This is a genomic window from Streptomyces sp. FH025 (assembly GCF_017427025.1).
Taxonomy (GTDB): domain Bacteria; phylum Actinomycetota; class Actinomycetes; order Streptomycetales; family Streptomycetaceae; genus Kitasatospora.
This window is the reverse complement of sequence record NZ_JAFLNG010000091.1, coordinates 1-17,200: the sequence shown is the minus strand read 5'-3', so window position 1 is coordinate 17,200 and position 17,200 is coordinate 1. Positions and strand designations below refer to the sequence as shown.

The window sequence follows — 17,200 nt, the reverse complement described above, 5'->3', positions numbered from 1 at the left end:
CGAAGAGGCGCCGGGCCCCATCCGTGCGGCCTCGGAAGGGAGAACAGCCATGCGTCGTCGTCTCACGGGGATCGGTCTGCTGGCCGTCGTCGGGGTGCTCGCCCTCGCGGTGCCGGCGCAGGCCGCGACGGGGTTCCTGGTGGTCAACGGCGTGCTCCACCAGAACCCGCCGCGGGGTTGCTACGCGACCTCGTCGCCGGTGTTCATCGAGAACTTCACGGACTCGACGGTCCTGGTGCATTCCGCGGCGAACTGCCAGGGCCCGGTGACGGCGGAGATTCCTCCCGACACCTCCCAGCGGACCTTCGGAGGGAGCTACTTCGTCCTCTGAGTCGAGCCGACGTGAGAGGAAGCCCATGCCGTTCACCCTGGCCCACCCCGCGGCCGTACTGCCGTTGCTGCGGCGGCCGTTCAGCAGAGCCGCGCTGGTCGCGGGGGCCGTCGCGCCGGACATGCCGTACTTCGTCTCCACGGTGGGACTGCCCGTCAGCGCGCGGTCCTGGTACGAGCCCTTCGTCAACGCCACCACCACCCATGGCGTTTCGGGCGTCGTCCCCGTCACCCTGCCGTACGCCCTCACCCTGTGGGCGCTGCTGCGCGCCGGCCACCGCCCGCTGGCGTCCCTGCTGTCGCTCGCCGCCGCCCCGTCGTGGCCCGGGAGCGTCGGTGCGCTGGTGCGGCGCGCCGGGTGGATCGTGCTGTCGGCGCTGATCGGCATCGCCACGCACCTGGTCTGGGACTCCTTCACCCACTTCGACGGCTTCGTGGTCACCCACGCACCCTGGCTCGACAACGCGATGGTGGGCGGCCTCAGTTGGGCGCGCGCACTGCAACACGTGAGCACGATCGGCGGCCTGGCCGCCCTCGCGGTGTACGGGTGGCGCGGCCGGGCCCGCCTCCTCACCGGTGACGGCCGCCGCACCGGGCCCGGCGGAGCGGCCCGGCGCCGGGTCCTCCTGGCGATGGCCCTGGTCACCGCCGTCGGGGCCGTCGCCCACGCCTGGCGGTGGCTCACCGGCCCGGAGGAGGTCGCCACCGGACTGCCCCTGAGCGCCGTGGTCGAAGGGGCGCTGTCCGACGCGGCGAAGGGCGCGGGCGCCGGTCTGATCGTCAGCCTGGCTCTCTACGTCCTCGCATGGTGGATCCGGCGGGCCGTCATGGCCGCCCGCCCCCGGGAGGCCGGAGCCAGCGAGCTGTACGACGACGCCCCGCAGGCGAAGTCGGCTCTCCCGTAAGCCCGGAGGAGTGGGAAGTCGGCGGGGCCGACTTCCCACTCCTCGCAGCGGCCGGTCCGGGCGGTTCCTATCGACGGGGCGGCAGGCCGAGGGCGGCGGCCCGGTGGCGGGCGCTGCCCCAGGCGAGCGTCAGGACGAACCACAGCGCGGCGACGTACCGGCGCAGTCGGCGCGGTCCGGCGGCCAGCCGCTGCGACAACTCCGCCCGCCACCGCGGCATCAGACGGAGCCGGGCGGGCTTCGTCAGCTGCGGGCCGACGAGTGCGGTCAGCAGGACGCCGGGCACGCGCAGCAGGGCGTTGCGGAGCACGGCGGTGGAGACTTCGAGGACGACGGCCGCCAGCAGCGCCGCCAGCAGCGCGGTGCGCCAGCCCGTCACGTCCTCGCCGAGGAAGAGGGTGTGCGGCGCGGTGGGGGGAACCATGGAGAGCTTCATGCCTCCTCGACGAGGTGGGGGCGGTCGCGCTGCCACCGGCCCACGCCGCGTCGGGCCTGGTCGACGCCCGTGCAAGGAAAGGGAGTTCCACATCGTCGAAGGAGTGAGGGATGGCGTCGGACCACCCCCGCGAAGTCCAACGGAAGGACGCCCATGGCGAAGTCGGAAGGGGCGGGCGCTCATGGCTCGTCCCCGTCGGCGCCGATGAGCGAGGCGCATCTTGAGGAGCTCGTCCGTGACCTCCTGCCGCGCCTGGTGACCAGTCTCCGCGAGATGACGCACGACGAGCAGACGGCCGAGAACATCGCGGCCAGGACCTGCATGGTCGTGATCAACGAGGTCCGCAAGGGGACGGTGTTCCACCGGCCGGTGATCGCCTACGCCACCACCGTGGCACGGCGGATGGCCATCGACCACTGGAGGTCGGCCGCTGCCCGCCGGGAGGAACCGGTCGCGGAGATCCCCGAGGGGAGTCGGCCCGCGACGGCCCGGGACCCCGGCCCCGACGGCACCGACCCGGGCGCCCGGCTGGAGTTCGAGGAACTGCTGCGGATCGTCCACAAGGCGATCGGCGACCAGCGGCAGGCGAGGATCTGGGAACTCCACCACATCTGGCTCTGGAAGGGGACGGAGATCGCCGAGACCCTCGGGATCTCCGCGTCCACCGTCTCCCGCGAGCTGAAGAGGGCGAACGAGCGGGCGCGGACGGCCCCGGTCCCGCTGCCGCGCCGGGAGGCCGACTGACTGGGTCCGCGTCTAGGGTCCGCGGGCCGGCCGATCGGTCGGCCCGCGGGCCCGGGTCGGGGCGCCAAGAGGAGCCTCGCGACCGGTGGCGGCGTCTGCGAACGCCGGACCACCGGCGGTGTCACGGGAAGGGAAAACGTATGCAGGAGTTCGGGCGGCCGCCACGGGGGGCGCGGCCGCAGAACCAGCAGGGGGTCGGGGGGACCGACGTGTACGAGAGCTGGGACACGTTGTACGCCGGGTTGTCCGCGGGGGCGAACGCCCTCGGCGACCCCGTCGGCGAGCAGGCGGGGGATCTGTCGATGTGGGACGTCCCGTGGTCGGTCACGGAGACGGGGGGGATGTTGTGAGGCGCTCGGAGTGCCCGAAGAAAGGTGTCGGGCCGCGGGTCACACCGACGGTTCGGTGGGTGCACGTGCTGGTGCTCCAACTCGTACTGGTCGTCCACGCGTGCGCGACGGTCAGCCGGCGGGACGCCGTGGGGCTCCTGACGGCGGCCGGCAGTGCGGCGGCCCCGCCTCCCCTGCGGCTATAGCCCGGGGCACCCCTGAGCAGGCCTGCTGCCAGTAGAGGTGGCAGCAGGCCTGCTCGGGAGCCGCAGTCGGCTCAGGCGGACGGCGGGGACCACATGCCGAGCCACTGCTCGGCGTCCCAGGCCTCGAACCGCTCCACCTCGGTGAAGCCCAGCTTCGCCGCGAGGCGCATCGAGGGGAGGTTGGCGGTCTGGGTGGCGAGCACCACCGGTTCGCCGGGAAGCGCCCTGGCGAGCCAGTCGAGGGCCGCCGTGCACGCCTCGGAGGCGTACCCGTGGCCCCATGCCTGCGGCAGGAACAGGTAGCCGAGTTCGGCCCTGCCCGCGACGGTCGGGCGGCGGTCCTCCGCTGCCCTCCTGAGCAGGATCTGGCCGATCATCGACCCGTCGAGATCGACGACGAAGCTCCCGGGCCACTGCTCGGGCGCCTCGGGCGTCGTGCGTTCGAGCTCGTCACGCGACCGGGGGCCGCCGAGGTAGGTGTGCACCTCCGGCGAGGCCAGCAGTTCGATGAACGCCGCACGGTCCCGGGCCTCGGACGCGCGGAGCACGAGCCTTTCGGTCCTGATCGGGGCGGGCGGCCAGGCGACGGGTCCGAGATCATCCATCGTTGGAACCTACCGCACGGCAAGGCCATGACCCGTCGCACGAGAAGTCGGCGGGGCCGACTTCTCGTGCGACCCGCGTAGGCTCCCGGCATGGCTGACGGGGTGGATGCGCGGGAACTGTACGAGGCCCTGGGGTGGTACGAGGGGGTGGAGCCGTACGGGACGATCGTCGTGCCGTGGCTCGACCGGGCGGCTCGGGACGGCTACCGCGCCCGGCTGGCCACGGCGGCCGAAGACGACTCATGGTGGGCCGAGGAGGGAACGGGGCCCACCGGTCGGCAACTCGTGTGGGAGCTCTACGCCCTGCACCGGGTCAGCGACCGGCTGCTGCTCCCCTTCCAGCCTCCCTCCGACGAGCCCGGCTCGCCGGACCTGCGGCACCCCCTCTCGCAGCGCGAGTACCTCGACGTGTTCGCCTCGCTCGGCATGGCGCCGTTCGAGGACGGCGACGCGTTCGACGCGTTCGACCCGTTCGATCCGTTCCTCCACGAGATCGTCGAGGTCGACCAGGCCGACGACCCGCACGCGCCGATCGAGATCACCGAGGTCCTCTGGCCCGGCCTGATGCTGGGCAGGCTGCTGTTCAACCGGGCCGGCGTGCGGATCCGCGCGGGCGTCGAGCACGCGCAGCGCGGCGTCGCGGACCGCTCGCCGCTGTACTGGACCTTCCGGCGCCGCCACCGGCCGACGGTCGACCTGTCCCAGGGCTGGGGTGGCAACTCCCAGTGGCGCACCGGCTTCCGCCTCGACTACCGGACCCCGGACGGTGACCGGCTCAACGTGGCGGGGAACCGTCCGATCGACGGCAGCGCCCACCTGCACCCCGACCACCCGGAGAACCTCGGCCCCGAAGAGAGGCTCCTGACGCCCGGCGAGCGGCGCGAACTGTTGCGCCACCGCTGCCTCCTGCGCGTGCCCGAGGCGGCCGACGCACTGGCCGGATCGCCCGGCTGGGAGCGGGATCTGCTGGTCTTCGACTGGCGGCTTCCGGACTCCGAGACCTGACCGGCCGATGGGCGGGGGCGGCGCCCGGTCGGTCCACCGACCGGGCGCCGCTGCCGTTCACCTTCAGGCCGGTGTGGTGACCGCCTGGCCGAGGTGCCGGGCGAGGAACCGGACCGTGCTGTCGACCTCGAACCTGGGCATTTCGAGGTGCTTGCCCGCGTTGGCGTGCAACGTCTTCTCCTTCGAGGCGAAGGCGTCGAACAGCGCGAGGCCGGCCTCGCGCGGAATGTGCTCGTCGTCCCACTGGAGGGCGAACTCGACCGGGACGGTGATCCGCTGGGCCTTCTCGACCAGGGCGTCGGGCCAGTGCGGGCCGAAGGCCGCGGCCGTGATCCTGGGCTCGGCCGCTACCAGCGGGATCCCGATCGCGGTGCCCAGGCCGATGCCGACGAAGCCCACCGGCCCGTCGGCGCCGATCTCCGGGAGCTCCTGGAGGGCGTCCAGGGCGGCCTGCCACTCAGGCACGGCGAGCTCGGCCAGGCGGGCGTTGTAGCGGATGATGACCGGGCCGGTCGGCTCGCCCGCCGCCTGCGCCTGGCGCAGCTCGGCGATGTCCTGCTCGTCCTGGGCGTTGCGCGGCCGGTCGCCGTGACCGGGCGCGTCGATGACGGCGACGTGGAAGCCGCAGCCGGTCACCAGGCGCTGCGCCCGGGCCGTCATCGCCACGTGCTTCTTGTGGGCGCCGCCGCCGTGGCCCATCAGGACCAGGGGCGCGCGATCGGTGCCGGAGGCCGGCGACCAGAGAACCCCGGGGACGCCGCCAACGGTGAAGTCGCGCTCGATCATGCCGTTCGACGACGACTCGGCGGTGAATTGCAGAGAGTGCATGGGGTGTTGCCTTTCGGGAGTGCCTTGTTGTCGAGGCGCTCCCGGCGACACCTACGTCAGTCGCCGGCCGTGACGGAAAGGGGGAGCACCCACATCGCTACAGCGTTCACGGGTCTCACCTCCTTGGGCGGCATCACGGTCACCTGCAAGTTACAAGTCCGAGCGTCGTCCCGTCCAATCCTTTGTCGAGGGCTTGCTCGCCGATCCGGCAGCTCTCATTCCCCGGACCGCGGTGGCGACGACGGCGAGGGCGATGGTGGCGATGCCCGAAGCGGCCAGCACCCGGTGGGGGCCCAGCGCGGCGGTGAGGGGGCCGCCGAGGGCGGTGCCCAGGGGAGCGGCGGTGAGGAGGACGGCGCTCCGGGTGGCCAGGACGGTGGTCAGCCAGGCTGCCGGGGTGCGGTCCTGGAACAGGGTGAAGGACAGCGCGGTGAAGGGCCCGTAGATCACGCCGCCCAGCGCGAAGCAGGCGACGGAGGCGGCTGCCGGAATCCCCAGCCCGAAGGGCAGGAGGGCCAGGCCCCAGCCCGCGACGATGCCCAGGGTGACCGGCCAGAGCGGGAGCCTGCGCAGGGTGCCGACCATCAGGGCGCCCAGCACGGCACCGACGCCGTAGAGGGTCCAGTACAGCCCGAGAAGGCCCGCACCGGCATGCAGATCATCGGTGACGTGCAAGGGGAGCGCGACCTCCACCGGCCCGTAGAGGAAATTGAGGGACCACGTCAGGGCGAGGACACCGAGCAACTCGGGTTGGCCGCGCAGCAGGTGGAGCCCGGCCGCCGACCGGCCGGTGTCGAGCGGCGCGGCTGGCGCGGTCGGCACGGACGATTCGGCGGGCGCGTCGCCCAGCCGTCCGACCCGGACAGCGAGGACGGCGAAGGACACGGCGTCGAGGCCGATGATCCAGGCGGGACTGACGGACACCGCCAGGAAACCGGCGAGCGCGGGACCGACGATGACGGCCGCCGAGGTGCTGGAGCTGACCAGCGCGTTCGCGGCCAGGCGCTGCTCCGGGGGAAGCATCCGGGCGAGCAGGGAGTACCTTCCCGCACTGCCCCAGGCGTGCAGCACGGACGATCCGGCGAGCAGGGCGACGTAGAGGATCGGGTGCAGCACGCCCATCGCCCAGGCCAGGGGCACGCACCCGAGGAGCACCGCGCGCACCCGGCTGTCGGCGACCAGCAGGCGCCGGGGAGGGAGGCGGCGCAGCCGACGGCCGAAGAGCAGTGCTCCGACGGCCCCGGGAAGGGCGTAGGCGGCGACGGCGGCGCCGACCACCAGCCCGCTCCGGCCGGGAGGCGCGATCAGGACGGCCAGCCACGGGACGGCGACCATGCTCATCCCGTCACCGAGGTCGGAAGCCGCCAGGGTCGGCAGCAGCCGCCGGAACTCGCGGTGGGCGAACAGCGGTTGGTAGGTCTGAGGCAGCAGGCGAGTGGCCGGGAGGAGAGTCACCCGCTCAGGCTCGTGGCTCAAGCAGGCTTGAGGTCAAGCGAGTCGGCGAGCCGGACCTGCGGCGCGCCCGCCGTTGCCCGACGGGCATCAGCTCATCGATCGGCCCGAGGAGGGGACGACAGGGACGTGCTCACGAGATCGGCCATGGCGGCGGTGGCCATGCGCCGGTGGAAGCGCCACAGGAAAGGGTTCTTGGGGCCGGGTGCGCCGAAGAACCCCTGCGGCGTCACTCTCGGTTGCACGGTGTGGAAAGCCACGGCCCTTGAGCAGTGTTTGCTGCCAACGCAGGGATGCGGGTCCCGCACGCCACGTCCGGCCGCCTTCTAGGAGTAGTACGTGTGCAGGTCGTCGGATGCCAGCCCGGTTCCGTGGTGGACGGCACCGCTGGAATAGGTTCCACGAAGATGAGAGGCCTGACCGGTACGCTGCTGCTCGATCAGCATTCCGGTGCCGTCGTCCGAAAATCCGCCACGTGACCGATCCCGGCGGGCCAGGAAAATGACGGCGCCAATGACGGTGGCCACGAGCCCGGCCATGAGCGCGATGACGACGCCCAAGATGTCCCCCTCATCCCAACGGTGAATCACTTCATAGCACGTACGTGCGGTACTTGTAGGCGAAGTAGCCATCGCCGCGGTAGCCGGAGTTCCACGAGGCCACCACATGGCCACACGCCGCGCGGGCCGGCTGGAAATAGGTGGTGCAGCCGGCGGGCCCCTCGTGGTCGCACTGCCCGTAGTTGACCGCCGGCACGGCCGCCGCATTGGCGCCGGCCGTGCCGCCCATCACGGCCGCTGCCGAAATCGCCATACCGATACGGCTCGACCTATACGTATTGGACCCCCCTCAAACGGGTTTGGAGTGGGAAGTCGGTGGAGCCGACTTCCTGCTCCGTCAGTGTTCCGGCCCGGGTGATGCCCCGTTCTTCACTCGAACGGGTGGGTGGCGGGTGGTCGTCGAGATCCGGGCGAGGACGGCTGCGGCCTGCGTCGGGTTGGCGCGGAGCCAGGCGGCCAGGTGCTCTCGGACGGCCTCTGCGACGCAGGTGCGGACGGGGCCGTTGCCCAGCCAGTCGCGGATGCTCCCCTCGAACTCGGGGTGATCGAGCTTCACCGACACGACCGCCGTCAGGCCCGCGCCGAGCTGGGCGGGGGTGAAGTCGGGGTCGGACGGGGCGAGCAGCTGTCGCTCCCGGGCGTAGGCGGTGACGGCGGCCGCCAGGCCGTCGCGGAAGCCGACCTCGTGCGTGCCGCCGCTGGTAGTCGGCCGGCTGTTGGCGTAGCTCGCGACCCGCTCCTCGGGGGAGTCGCACCAGAGGAGAGCCACCTCGACGGTTCCCTCCATTTCGGAGTACTCGCGTTCGAAGCCGATCACGTCCGGGTGGAGGGGTGCGCTCTGCTCCGCGATGTGGTCCCTCAGCCCGCCAGGGAAGCGGAAGCAGACGGCCCGGGGCGCCGCGGGGCCGCGGTCATCGGTCAGAGTGATGTCCAAGTCCCGGTTCAGGAAAGCTAGTTCCCTGAAGTGTTCGGCCAGTGCGTCGAACGAGAACTCCAGTGTCTCGAAGATCTCGGGATCGGGCCGGAAGGTGATCGTGGTCCCGCTGCCGTCGGCCGGTCCGGTGCGGGTGGGTGTCGCGACGGCTGCGCCCCGCTCGTACTCCAGCACCCAGCGGGCGCCGTCGCGCCGAACCTCGGCCGTCAGACGGTCCGACAGCGCGTTGGCGACGGCCAGTCCCAGGCCGAAGTGGGCGCCGAACAGCGAGCGTCGGTCGGCAGGCTGTGCCCCGCAGCCGAGCACGGCCAACCGGGTCTCCAGCGGAGGGCCGTCGCTGTGGCCGGCGTGCTCGACCGGGAGACCCGTGCCGTCGTCGGCGACGCGGACGGCGCCGTCGGCGGTGAGGGTGATCTCGACACGGCTGGCGGTGCCGCCGAGGATCTCGTCCAGCGCCCGCTCGGCGACCTCGAACACCAGGTGGTGAAGGCCGCGTTGGCCGACCGATCCGATGTACATTCCGGGCCGCTTCCGAACCGCCGCCAGGCCCTCCAGAACCGTGATCGTGCTGGCGTCGTACGCCTTGGATTCCTCGCTCATGATGCCCCCTCCGAGGGTGTCCGACAGAGCTCCCCCAGCCTAGGAGATTTCCGGGAAAACACCAGGTCAGAGGCAGTTTGGCGAAGTCGCGGACGGGCTCCTGAGGGGCGATCGGGAAGGCCTGGCCGGGGAAGGGTTCGCACTGCCGTCGCACTGCCGCTGAGGCCCTCTGGGGGCCGTCTGCGGCACTGTTTCGGGCGGCTGCGGGGCCACGAATTTCAAGAAATGCGACGGGGTGGCGGCCAGTCGGCGGTTCCTGCCGAAGCCCGGGCAGATTGCGGTCCTCGGCTTCACCGCGACGGGCGACCAGAGGCTGATGCAAAACTCCAAAAGGAGCCTCCTGGAGGTGTCAATGCCGAGCCCGACGACCACGGCCTCGGGCGATCGCTCCGGTGGAAATGGCCGTGAAACAGGGGTGTACTGGAAGAGGAACGCCATGTCGAGCAGAGGCTGTTGTGGCAGGGAAGGGCGGATACCTCGAAGAAGGCCTCGTCAGGGGGGGCGATCTCGGTCATGGCGTCCAAGACGGTGCGACTGACACCAAGGACGTAGCCGAAGAGGGTGTGAACCTTCTCTTCGGGAAACCAGGGGGAGAGGGTAGGCGGGTGAATCCTGCCCATTGGCACCAACGCGATAGCGGAGAGCGCTCAAGCGGCAGCTGCCGTGCGGCCCGCGCGGAAGAGTGGGTGCTGTCGAGAATCACGAACAACTCGTCGCACGGGCCCGAGTTCCGCTTCGTGCGCTTCGAGGCGCTGCTTGTCCTCCTGGAGAGACCTGGTCCTTGGCTGCGGTCGGACAAGCGGCTGATGATCCCCGGTGGGGCACTTCGTGAGCTCCGCAGAGGCGAGGGCTCATCGGAACGTGCGGGCACTGCCTGTGCGTTGCGGCCCGGCCATTGGGATCACAGATGGAGGAGGGAAGGGAAATCTCGTGAAGCTTCGCGCATCGGGGACCAGGCGTGTTCTGGCCCTTGTTTCGGCGGGACTGTTTTCCGCCGGACTCGTCCAAGTCGCCCCACCGGCCGTGGCGAGCGCCGTGCCCCCGTTCTGCTCGATGATGTTCAGGCACGAGGACACGGCCCCCAGCAGTACTGATCCGGTCCAGACCGGCTACGCGAACCTCGCTACGCTGTGCCAAGTATGGGCCGAGCGCAGCGCGCGGGGGCTGCCGTTCAATCCGGCTCAGAACAGCGGACACCGTCCGCTGATGTCAGCGGCGAGGGGCCATGTTGAGGACGCTGTCGCCTTGAGGTGGTGGGGGCCAGGTAAGGACCCGCACACCAATCCGCAGACCGGCTCCACACCGGGAAGCCGGATCCAGGCCGCCGGCTATTGCCCGAATCCGACGTCGTGGAGGTTCGGGGAGATCACCTACACGGGCGCAGGTGGTGCTGCGGGTACACCCCGTGCCGCCATCAACTGGTGGCTGAACAGCCCAGGGCACCGAGCCATCCTCTTGGACCCGGGGCTGCTTGACGTCGGCGTGGGAGTCAGGCCGGGGAGCGCGGACCAGTCCGTCAACGGTGCGGACGCGGGGACTTACGTAGTGGACTTTGGATTCTGCCAGCAGTGAGGCGGCTCGGCTGCTGATTCCAGGTGTTCCGTGACCCGCGCCCGACCTCCGGTACTCGAACGATCCCTTGACGCCGGGGACCTTACGGCCGGTCGGCACGGATGGCACGCGATTTTCCGGTCGGCTCGCCTCTGAAGAGCAGGGGCAGTCGGTGGCCGGCCGCGCGGGCGGCGAGGGCCTGTCGGACGCGGGCGGCCTGTTCGGGGTCGAGCGCGTGGTCGAGGTGTAGCGGCAGGCTGTGAGCCGGCCTTTCCGCTCGGCTCAGAGACCGCTCAGACAGTGCCCTTCTCGATCACCTGTCCGGTGGCGGTCACGGGTCAGGTGCCGGAGGTGGTGTCCTGCTGCGCCGCTTCCTGGAAATCGGCGACGGCGGGGCCGTACGTCTTCGCCCAGTCGGTCAGGGCGGCAATGGGTTCTGTGAGGGTTTGGCCGAGGTCGGTGAGGCTGTATTCGACCCGTGGGGGTGCCTCGGCATAGGCATGGCGTTCGATCGGACCGTAGCTCTGAAGTCTGCGCAGTGTCTGAGTGAGTACCTTGCGGGAGATGCCACCGACGAGGTCGACGAGTTCACCGTGCCGGCGGGGCTCGCGGCTGAGGGCGAACAGGACGACGACGGCCCATTTGTTGGTGATGATGTCGATGGCAAGCCGGGCGGGGCAGTCGGCGAGGAAGACGCTTCCGGCTGAGTCGCGCATGGCCGAAGGTTACCAAGAGGTACCTATCGGCTCAGTAGCGTCTTTCCGCATGAGTACCTCGCACACGAAAACCTACGTTCTTGTCCATGGTGCTTGGCACAGCGGGCGGGTCTGGGAGCGGGTGGTTCCCTTGCTAACCCGGGCCGGGCATCGGGTGTTCGCCCCTTCGCTGACCGGCCACGGCGAGAAGGAACACCTCCTCACTCCAGACGTCGACCTGGACACCCACGTCGCCGACGTCGTTGCTCTCCTCAGCGAGCAGGATCTCACCAACGTGGTCCTGGTCGGGCACAGTTACGCCGGGATGGTCATTTCCGGCGTGGCCGGCGAGGTCCCGGACCGGATCGCGCATCTGGTCTACATCGACGCGATGGTCCCGACCGACGGTGAGAGCGCGCTGGACGTCATACCCGAGATGACCCAGCGACTGATCGACGCGGCCGCCGCCTCGGACGCCCCCTGGCGCATCCCGCCCGTGCCGGAAATGCCCGCGCCCATGGGTCTTTTCGGGGTGACCGACCCGGCGGACACGGCATGGCTGCGCACCTTGCTGTCAGACGAGTCGGTGCGCTGCTTCCTGCAGCCGGTCCGGCTGGACAACCCGGCCGTGGACGCGATTCGCCGGACGCACATCCACTGTGTCGGCAGCGCACCGGGGGACGTCACGCGCCGCGTAGTTCCGGCGGTGCAGCCGGGCGGCGCTGAGTCGCAGGTGTGGGAGCTGCGGAGCGGCCATGACTGCATGGTCACCGTGCCGGACGCACTCACCGACCTGCTGTTGAAGGTCGACTGACCGATTGCCCGGCGCAGGGGCCTTGCGTGGCCGCGGCTTGAGTTGGATCGTCCGGTGATGGCCCGTCATATCCGTGTGATTCGAGACCGGGTACAGGCGCAGGCACGGGATCGTTGATCACTCCTGGTCCTCCTTGACGCCGGGGACCTTACGGCCGGTCGGCACGGATGGCACGCGACTTTCCGGTCGGCTCGCCCCTGAAGAGCAGGGGCAGTCGGTGGCCGGCCGCGCGGGCGGCGAGGGCTTGTCGGATGCGGGCGGCCTGTTCGGGGTCGAGTGCGTGGTCGAGGTGTTCGGGCAGGATCCAGAGCACGTCGGCGATCTCCTGTCGTGCGGTGTCCGTGTCGGGGACGGAGACGGCGTCGGCTTGGTCGGCGCTCAACTGGCCGCCGTCGAGGACGATGTTGATGCCCTCGACCGCGCCTGACTGTTTGTTGGCGTCCATCTGGTCGACGGCGATGAAGTGGGTGAGCGGGAGGGCCAGGCCGAGTTCCTCCAGGAGTTCCCGGGCGGCGGCGGCGCCGACCAGCTCGTTCGGGTGGGCGGCGCCGCCGGGCAGGATCGGGTTCTTGCGGTAGGTGGTCTGGACTGTCAGGACGGCGCCGGTGTCCTCGCGGGTGGTGACCACGACGCAGCCGAGGCGGCGGCGGGGTTCCTTGTCCTTCATGGAAGTTGCTCCGAATCGATGGTGGAGGAGTGGGAAGTCGGTGGGGCCGACTTCCCACTCCTGGCGGGTTAGGGGGTGGAGTTGAGCGCACGGTGTTCGATGACGGCGAGACGGCGGAGAGCTCGGACGGGGTCTCGGAGTTCTACGCCGCCGTGGGAAAGATGATCAAGTACTTCCGGGAGCGGGCCGGGATCACGCAGAGGGAGCTGGGCAGGCTGACCGGCTACGGCGAGGACCAGATCGGCGCGATGGAGCGGGGTGTTCGGACGCCCAGGATCGAGTTCCTGGAGATGGCCGACGACCTGCTCAACGCGGGCGGTCTGCTGAGGCTCGTCGCGGACGACGTGATGAAGGCGAAGGTCCGGATGTCCACGCGGCACCCGGCGTTCAACAAGAACTTCACGTCCGTGGAGTCGAAGGCCCTGGAGATCCACGAGTACAGCATGTTCGCCATTCCGGGACTGCTTCAGACCGAAGCGCACGCCCGGGCCCTCTACGAGATGCGCAGGCCGTGGCTTTCGACAGAGCAGATTGATGAGTGGGTCGCGGCTAGGTTGGCGCGCCAGGAGATCCTGACCAGGTGGCCTCTTCCCGTGATGAGTTGGGTCGTGGACGAGAGCGTGCTGAGGAGGCCCCTCGGAGGTTGGGGTACGCATCAAGAGCAACTGCGTCACCTGCTCAAGATCGCTGAGATTCGCGGGTTGGAGCTGCAGGTCATGCCCCTCACCAAAGAGCAGAACGCGGGGATGGGGGGACCCTTCACGATCCTCACTCCGCCTGGTCGGCCGCAGATCGCGTACGTCGAGGTACAGCACGTGAATCGGCTGATCACGGACCCGGAGGACGTGCGTAGGATGGCCGCACGGTACGGCACCCTCAGGGCCCAGGCGCTCGACATGAAGGAGTCCCTGGCCTTGATCGAACTGATCCTGGGAGAGCGGTAAACATGGCTGAGCTGGCGTGGTTCAAGAGCAGTTACAGCACCAACGAGGGCGCCCAGTGCATCGAGGTCGCTGAGACCCCGGGCGTCGTCCACGTGCGTGACTCGAAGGACAAGAGCGGTCCGCAGTTGGCGTTCGAGCTGGCCGCGTGGGAGGCGTTCGTGACGTTCGCCGCCACCAACGAGGTCTGATCCGGACCTCTCCTCAACGGCCCACCGCTTCCGAGCGGCGGGCCGTTGGCGTACCGTCGTCAGGCATGGAACTCCTCTGGTTCAAGAGCAGTTACAGCGGCAACGAAGGCGCCAACTGCGTCGAGATCGCCTGGCGCAAGAGCAGCTACAGCAGTAATGAAGGCGCTGCTTGCGTCGAGATCGCGTGGCGCAAGAGCAGTTACAGCAGCAACGAGGGCGCGGAGTGCGTCGAGGTCGCCGAGACGACTGCCGCCGTCCTCGTCCGTGACTCCAAGGACAAGAGCGGCCCCCACCTCACCTTCACCCCCGACGCCTGGCAGGCATTCGTGAAGTTCGCGTCGGCCAGCAGGATCTGACGCGACCTCCCCTACGCTTCCTCCATGCTCTCTGTTGTTGTAGCGCCCTGGGCGGGCGAGGCGGAGCCGGTGTTCGTGCGTGCGCCGGATGTGTTGCACGATGCGGCGAGCACGATGAAGGTCGCGGTGCTCGCCGCGCTCGTCCGCTCCGGGGTGAACCTCGATGCCGAGGTGCCGGTGGTGAACCGGTTCGAGTCTGTCGTGGGTGGGGAGTTCGGGAACGATCCGGACTGGGACAGTGATCCGCTGCCCTGGGAACTCCTGGGCACGCACGTGCCGTTGAGCCTGCTTGCTGAGCGGATGATCACGCACTCCTCCAACCTGGCGACCAACCTCTGCCTGGCCCGTACGGACCCCCGTGCGGTGGCCGAGGTGTGGCGCAGCGCGGGTGCGACCCGCAGTTCCAGCCCGCGCGGGATCGAGGACTACGCGGCGCGCGACGCGGGCGTGCACAACCGGGTGAGCGCCCGCGATCTCGTGCGGCTGCTGCGGTCGATCGGCGACGTGCCCGAACTCCTCGAACTCCTGGAGCGCAACGAGTTCCGGGTGGACCTCGCGGCCGGCCTTCCGTCGAACACCAGGATCGCGTTCAAGAACGGCTGGTTCCCGGGCGTCCGGCACTGCGTCGGCCTTGTTCATCCGGCCGACTGCCCGCCGTACCTCATCGCCGTCTGCTACACCGGCCCGCTCGCCAACGGCGCGGACCACACCGACCCGGCGGCCCGGCTGCTGGCCCGGATCTCCGCCGCTGTCTGGGAGCGGCGTGACGCGATCAGCTCCCTCACTGCTGCGCGAAGGCCTGGAGCCCCGTCAGCGCGGGCTCGTTGAGCAGGTTGATCCTGACGAACCCGTCGTACCCGGTGAGTTCGAAGTGCCGTTGCTCCAGGGCGAGCAGCCGTTCGGCCGGGGCGACGGGCTCGGCGAAGAGGAAGAAGCCGGTCTCGACCGGGGCGGAGGCCCGCAACGCGCCGCTGTCCAGCAGGCGTTGGTGATTGGCGCGGATGTGCTCGACCAGCCGCCGGTTGCCCTCGCCGTCGAGCATCAGTTCGGCGGCGCGGTGGGCGAAGAGGCGGTCGGCGAGGGTCACGTCACCGTGCAGGTTGATGTGCAGCTCGGCGAGGGTCTCGCGCAGGTGCTCGGGGACGAGCAGGTGAGCGCAGCGGTGGCCGTGGATGGACAGGTACTTGGTGGGGGAGACCAGCCGCAGGGTGAGTTCGACGGGCAGGGCGGCGGCGCTCTCCTCGCGACGGGTGCCGTCCCAGCGGAGGTACTGGAAGGTGCCGTCCACGAACACCAGGGAGCCGGTGGCCCGTTGCCATTCGCCGATCCGCTTCAGCACCTCCGCCGGGACGGGCCGCCCGGTGTACCAGAGCGGGTCGGTGAGCAGCAGGACGGTGCGCTCGTCGGGCAACTCCGGCGCGAAGCCGTCCTGGTGGGCGTGCAGGTCGCTCACGCGCACCGGTTCGATGCCGAACTGCCGGAAGAAGTAGGCGAGTTTGTAATAGACGGGCGGCAGGTAGTGGACCTTCCGCACGCCGGTCAGGTGCAGCCAGGTGCACAGCGTGCCGAGCAGGCTGCTGGACCCGCCGGCGGGGATGACGTTCCCGGGCCCGTACGGTACGTCGTCGTACGTGCTGTGCAGCCGGGCGATCTTGGCGCGTAGTGCCGGGTCCTCGTCGATGGCGGAGTAGCGGGTGACGTCGCCGAGCAGGTGCGCCGGAGTGTGGGCGAGCGGGCCCAAGTAGTCGGCGACGAAAGGGTGTCCGCCGTTGTAGTCGGAGACGAAGAGTCGCCCGCCCGGGTCCAGCCGCTCGCGTTCCACGGCCTCGTGCAGGTCGAGCATGTGGAACAGCGAGGACATCCGTACCTCCGGCGGCAGACGGGCAGGACGGCGGCCAGCCTGCTACGCGGCCCGCGCGGGCGCAACCCCGCGCGGGCCCGTACAACCAGGCTCAGTACGGCTTGACCAGCACGTGCGCGGCGCCCGGGACGCCGACCTTCAGCAGCTCGTCCTCCTCGGGCGTGGTCGGGGTGCCGGTCTCCTGCTTGAGGATGGCCCGGGACAGCGACTGCACCCACATGGCGCGCGGGCGGCGGCGCTCCTCCCAGGCGGCGAGGGCGGCGGGGACGCCGTCAGCGGTGTCCAGGCTCTGGGCGAGGACGAGGGCGTCCTCGACGGCCATCGCGGCGCCCTGGGCGAGGTGCGGGGTGGAGGCGTGGGCGGCGTCGCCGGCCAGCACGACGCGGCCGACGTGCCAGGGCTCCTCGACGGTCACCTGGGAGATGCGGGAGTAGACCACGGCGGCCGGGTCGGTGATCTGCTCCAGGGCTTCGGCGATCGGGCCGCCGAAGCCGGCCAGACGCTCGCGCAGCTGCTCGTGGGCGTGGGAAGGGTCCGGCCGGAAGTCCTCGGGCTCGGCGAACACCGAGCCCAGGTACATGAGGTCCTCGCTGATCGGGGTGAGCAGCGCCTTGGCCCTGAGGTTGCCGGCCGACATCAGCACGCCCGTGAGCTCGGGCGAACGGGGCAGCGTGACGCGCCAGTTGGCGAATCCGGTGTACTCGGGGGCGTACGCGTCGCCGTACAGGTGCCTGCGCAGCGGCGAGCCGATGCCGTCGAAGCCGACGACCAGGTCGTAGCGGGCGGCGTGACCGTCGCTGAGGGTGACGTCCACGCCCTCGCCGTCGTCCGTCACCGAGGCGATGGTGGTGCCGAAACGTATCTGCGCGCCGGCCGAGACGGCGGCGTCGGCGAGCACCCGGGCCAGGGCGGGGCGCGGGATGCCGTTGTTGGAGGGGGCGTCGCCCATCCGGGGCTGGGGAATCTCGGCCAGGGTGGCGCCGGTCGGGTCGCAGATGGTCAGCACCTCCCACTCGAAGCCGACGGCCAGGCACTCGTCCAGCACGCCGATCTCGCGCATCACGTGCAGGGCGTTGGAGGGCTGGATGATGCCGACCCCGAGGGCCTCCAGGCGGTCGCGCAGCTCGGCGACTTCGACGTGGTGGCCGCGCCGGGCGAGGGCGGTGGCGAGGGTGAGGCCGCCGATGCCG

Annotated in this window: 21 protein-coding genes; 10 read left to right on the top strand and 11 right to left on the bottom strand. The window is 70.4% G+C overall.

The genetic code is table 11. From position 1 onward, the window contains the following. Positions 1 to 49: 49 nt before the first annotated feature. On the top strand, positions 50 to 331 hold the full coding sequence (locus J0670_RS09740; protein ID WP_207811059.1) for a hypothetical protein: 282 nt from the start codon (positions 50 to 52) through the stop codon (positions 329 to 331). A 25-nt stretch (positions 332 to 356) separates the two neighbouring features. Further along, complete coding sequence (locus J0670_RS09735) at positions 357 to 1,235, top strand: DUF4184 family protein (protein WP_243436780.1); 879 nt, start codon at positions 357 to 359, stop codon at positions 1,233 to 1,235. A 67-nt stretch (positions 1,236 to 1,302) separates the two neighbouring features. Here the strand turns inward: J0670_RS09735 and J0670_RS09730 are convergent, their stop codons facing one another. After that, positions 1,303 to 1,671 carry a hypothetical protein gene (locus tag J0670_RS09730; protein ID WP_207811058.1) on the bottom strand — a complete coding sequence of 123 codons (369 nt, stop codon included), beginning with the start codon at positions 1,669 to 1,671 and terminating at the stop codon, positions 1,303 to 1,305. A gap of 204 nt (positions 1,672 to 1,875) precedes the next feature. On the opposite strand from J0670_RS09730, the gene J0670_RS09725 reads away from it, so the two are divergent. Beyond that, positions 1,876 to 2,415 carry an RNA polymerase sigma factor gene (locus J0670_RS09725; protein WP_207811057.1) on the top strand — a complete coding sequence of 180 codons (540 nt, stop codon included), beginning with the start codon at positions 1,876 to 1,878 and terminating at the stop codon, positions 2,413 to 2,415. A 606-nt stretch (positions 2,416 to 3,021) separates the two neighbouring features. On the opposite strand, the gene J0670_RS09720 is transcribed toward J0670_RS09725, so the two are convergent. Next, positions 3,022 to 3,555, bottom strand: coding sequence for a GNAT family N-acetyltransferase (locus tag J0670_RS09720; protein WP_207811056.1), 534 nt, complete (start codon positions 3,553 to 3,555; stop codon positions 3,022 to 3,024). A 90-nt stretch (positions 3,556 to 3,645) separates the two neighbouring features. Between J0670_RS09720 and J0670_RS09715 the strand changes: the two genes are divergently transcribed. Then, a complete protein-coding gene (locus J0670_RS09715) occupies positions 3,646 to 4,560 on the top strand; it encodes a hypothetical protein (protein ID WP_207811055.1) in 915 nt (304 codons plus the stop codon). Between the two features lie 63 nt (positions 4,561 to 4,623). Here the strand turns inward: J0670_RS09715 and J0670_RS09710 are convergent, their stop codons facing one another. The 5 genes from J0670_RS09710 to J0670_RS09690 form a co-directional block, all read right to left on the bottom strand. After that, entirely contained in the window at positions 4,624 to 5,388 is a 765-nt protein-coding gene (locus J0670_RS09710; protein ID WP_207811054.1) for an alpha/beta hydrolase, read from the bottom strand. A 150-nt stretch (positions 5,389 to 5,538) separates the two neighbouring features. After that, on the bottom strand, positions 5,539 to 6,843 hold the full coding sequence (locus J0670_RS09705; protein ID WP_207811053.1) for an MFS transporter: 1,305 nt from the start codon (positions 6,841 to 6,843) through the stop codon (positions 5,539 to 5,541). A 323-nt stretch (positions 6,844 to 7,166) separates the two neighbouring features. After that, the gene (locus tag J0670_RS09700; protein ID WP_207811052.1) at positions 7,167 to 7,400 is read right to left on the bottom strand and encodes a hypothetical protein; all 234 of its coding nucleotides are present in this window, start codon (positions 7,398 to 7,400) and stop codon (positions 7,167 to 7,169) included. Positions 7,401 to 7,431: 31 nt separating this feature from the next. Beyond that, positions 7,432 to 7,653 (bottom strand): hypothetical protein, encoded by a 222-nt coding sequence (locus tag J0670_RS09695; protein WP_207811051.1) that lies wholly within the window; start codon positions 7,651 to 7,653, stop codon positions 7,432 to 7,434. Between the two features lie 84 nt (positions 7,654 to 7,737). Then, entirely contained in the window at positions 7,738 to 8,934 is a 1,197-nt protein-coding gene (locus J0670_RS09690) for an ATP-binding protein (RefSeq protein ID WP_207811050.1), read from the bottom strand. Positions 8,935 to 9,987: 1,053 nt separating this feature from the next. On the opposite strand from J0670_RS09690, the gene J0670_RS09685 reads away from it, so the two are divergent. Beyond that, a complete protein-coding gene (locus J0670_RS09685; protein ID WP_207811061.1) occupies positions 9,988 to 10,506 on the top strand; it encodes a CAP domain-containing protein in 519 nt (172 codons plus the stop codon). 317 nt (positions 10,507 to 10,823) lie between these two features. On the opposite strand, the gene J0670_RS09680 is transcribed toward J0670_RS09685, so the two are convergent. Further along, complete coding sequence (locus J0670_RS09680; protein ID WP_207811049.1) at positions 10,824 to 11,201, bottom strand: helix-turn-helix domain-containing protein; 378 nt, start codon at positions 11,199 to 11,201, stop codon at positions 10,824 to 10,826. Positions 11,202 to 11,250: 49 nt separating this feature from the next. Here J0670_RS09680 and J0670_RS09675 point away from each other — a divergent pair, with 49 nt between their 5' ends. Then, positions 11,251 to 11,994 (top strand): alpha/beta fold hydrolase, encoded by a 744-nt coding sequence (locus J0670_RS09675; RefSeq protein ID WP_207811048.1) that lies wholly within the window; start codon positions 11,251 to 11,253, stop codon positions 11,992 to 11,994. 148 nt (positions 11,995 to 12,142) lie between these two features. Here the strand turns inward: J0670_RS09675 and J0670_RS09670 are convergent, their stop codons facing one another. Further along, the gene (locus tag J0670_RS09670; protein ID WP_207811047.1) at positions 12,143 to 12,661 is read right to left on the bottom strand and encodes an NUDIX domain-containing protein; all 519 of its coding nucleotides are present in this window, start codon (positions 12,659 to 12,661) and stop codon (positions 12,143 to 12,145) included. A 92-nt stretch (positions 12,662 to 12,753) separates the two neighbouring features. Here J0670_RS09670 and J0670_RS09665 point away from each other — a divergent pair, with 92 nt between their 5' ends. From J0670_RS09665 to J0670_RS09650, 4 genes are all read left to right on the top strand, one after another. Then, the gene (locus J0670_RS09665; protein ID WP_307806457.1) at positions 12,754 to 13,605 is read left to right on the top strand and encodes a helix-turn-helix transcriptional regulator; all 852 of its coding nucleotides are present in this window, start codon (positions 12,754 to 12,756) and stop codon (positions 13,603 to 13,605) included. Between the two features lie 2 nt (positions 13,606 to 13,607). Further along, positions 13,608 to 13,793, top strand: a complete 186-nt coding sequence (locus tag J0670_RS09660) for a DUF397 domain-containing protein (protein WP_207811046.1) — start codon at positions 13,608 to 13,610, stop codon at positions 13,791 to 13,793. A 65-nt stretch (positions 13,794 to 13,858) separates the two neighbouring features. Beyond that, positions 13,859 to 14,149: a DUF397 domain-containing protein gene (locus J0670_RS09655; protein ID WP_207811045.1), complete on the top strand. Its 291-nt coding sequence runs from the start codon at positions 13,859 to 13,861 to the stop codon at positions 14,147 to 14,149. Positions 14,150 to 14,173: 24 nt separating this feature from the next. Beyond that, positions 14,174 to 14,977 (top strand): serine hydrolase, encoded by an 804-nt coding sequence (locus tag J0670_RS09650; protein ID WP_207811044.1) that lies wholly within the window; start codon positions 14,174 to 14,176, stop codon positions 14,975 to 14,977. Here the strand turns inward: J0670_RS09650 and J0670_RS09645 are convergent. Both J0670_RS09645 and J0670_RS09640 read right to left on the bottom strand, forming a co-directional pair. Next, complete coding sequence (locus J0670_RS09645; RefSeq protein ID WP_207811043.1) at positions 14,931 to 16,010, bottom strand: pyridoxal phosphate-dependent aminotransferase; 1,080 nt, start codon at positions 16,008 to 16,010, stop codon at positions 14,931 to 14,933. The genes J0670_RS09650 and J0670_RS09645 overlap by 47 nt on opposite strands. A 91-nt stretch (positions 16,011 to 16,101) precedes the next feature. After that, positions 16,102 to 17,200, bottom strand: a 1,099-nt coding sequence (locus J0670_RS09640; protein WP_207811042.1) for an FAD-dependent monooxygenase, incomplete at its 5' end; no start/stop codon positions are given.

Coding starts and splice junctions, on each gene's coding strand:
- J0670_RS09740 (WP_207811059.1), top strand. CDS start 50: ATGCGTCGTCGTCTCACGGGGATCGGTCTGCTGGCCGTCGTCGGGGTG.
- J0670_RS09735 (WP_243436780.1), top strand. CDS start 357: ATGCCGTTCACCCTGGCCCACCCCGCGGCCGTACTGCCGTTGCTGCGG.
- J0670_RS09730 (WP_207811058.1), bottom strand. CDS start 1,671: ATGAAGCTCTCCATGGTTCCCCCCACCGCGCCGCACACCCTCTTCCTC.
- J0670_RS09725 (WP_207811057.1), top strand. CDS start 1,876: ATGAGCGAGGCGCATCTTGAGGAGCTCGTCCGTGACCTCCTGCCGCGC.
- J0670_RS09720 (WP_207811056.1), bottom strand. CDS start 3,555: ATGGATGATCTCGGACCCGTCGCCTGGCCGCCCGCCCCGATCAGGACC.
- J0670_RS09715 (WP_207811055.1), top strand. CDS start 3,646: ATGGCTGACGGGGTGGATGCGCGGGAACTGTACGAGGCCCTGGGGTGG.
- J0670_RS09710 (WP_207811054.1), bottom strand. CDS start 5,388: ATGCACTCTCTGCAATTCACCGCCGAGTCGTCGTCGAACGGCATGATC.
- J0670_RS09695 (WP_207811051.1), bottom strand. CDS start 7,653: ATGGCGATTTCGGCAGCGGCCGTGATGGGCGGCACGGCCGGCGCCAAT.
- J0670_RS09690 (WP_207811050.1), bottom strand. CDS start 8,934: ATGAGCGAGGAATCCAAGGCGTACGACGCCAGCACGATCACGGTTCTG.
- J0670_RS09685 (WP_207811061.1), top strand. CDS start 9,988: ATGATGTTCAGGCACGAGGACACGGCCCCCAGCAGTACTGATCCGGTC.
- J0670_RS09680 (WP_207811049.1), bottom strand. CDS start 11,201: ATGCGCGACTCAGCCGGAAGCGTCTTCCTCGCCGACTGCCCCGCCCGG.
- J0670_RS09675 (WP_207811048.1), top strand. CDS start 11,251: ATGAGTACCTCGCACACGAAAACCTACGTTCTTGTCCATGGTGCTTGG.
- J0670_RS09670 (WP_207811047.1), bottom strand. CDS start 12,661: ATGAAGGACAAGGAACCCCGCCGCCGCCTCGGCTGCGTCGTGGTCACC.
- J0670_RS09660 (WP_207811046.1), top strand. CDS start 13,608: ATGGCTGAGCTGGCGTGGTTCAAGAGCAGTTACAGCACCAACGAGGGC.
- J0670_RS09655 (WP_207811045.1), top strand. CDS start 13,859: ATGGAACTCCTCTGGTTCAAGAGCAGTTACAGCGGCAACGAAGGCGCC.
- J0670_RS09650 (WP_207811044.1), top strand. CDS start 14,174: ATGCTCTCTGTTGTTGTAGCGCCCTGGGCGGGCGAGGCGGAGCCGGTG.
- J0670_RS09645 (WP_207811043.1), bottom strand. CDS start 16,010: ATGTCCTCGCTGTTCCACATGCTCGACCTGCACGAGGCCGTGGAACGC.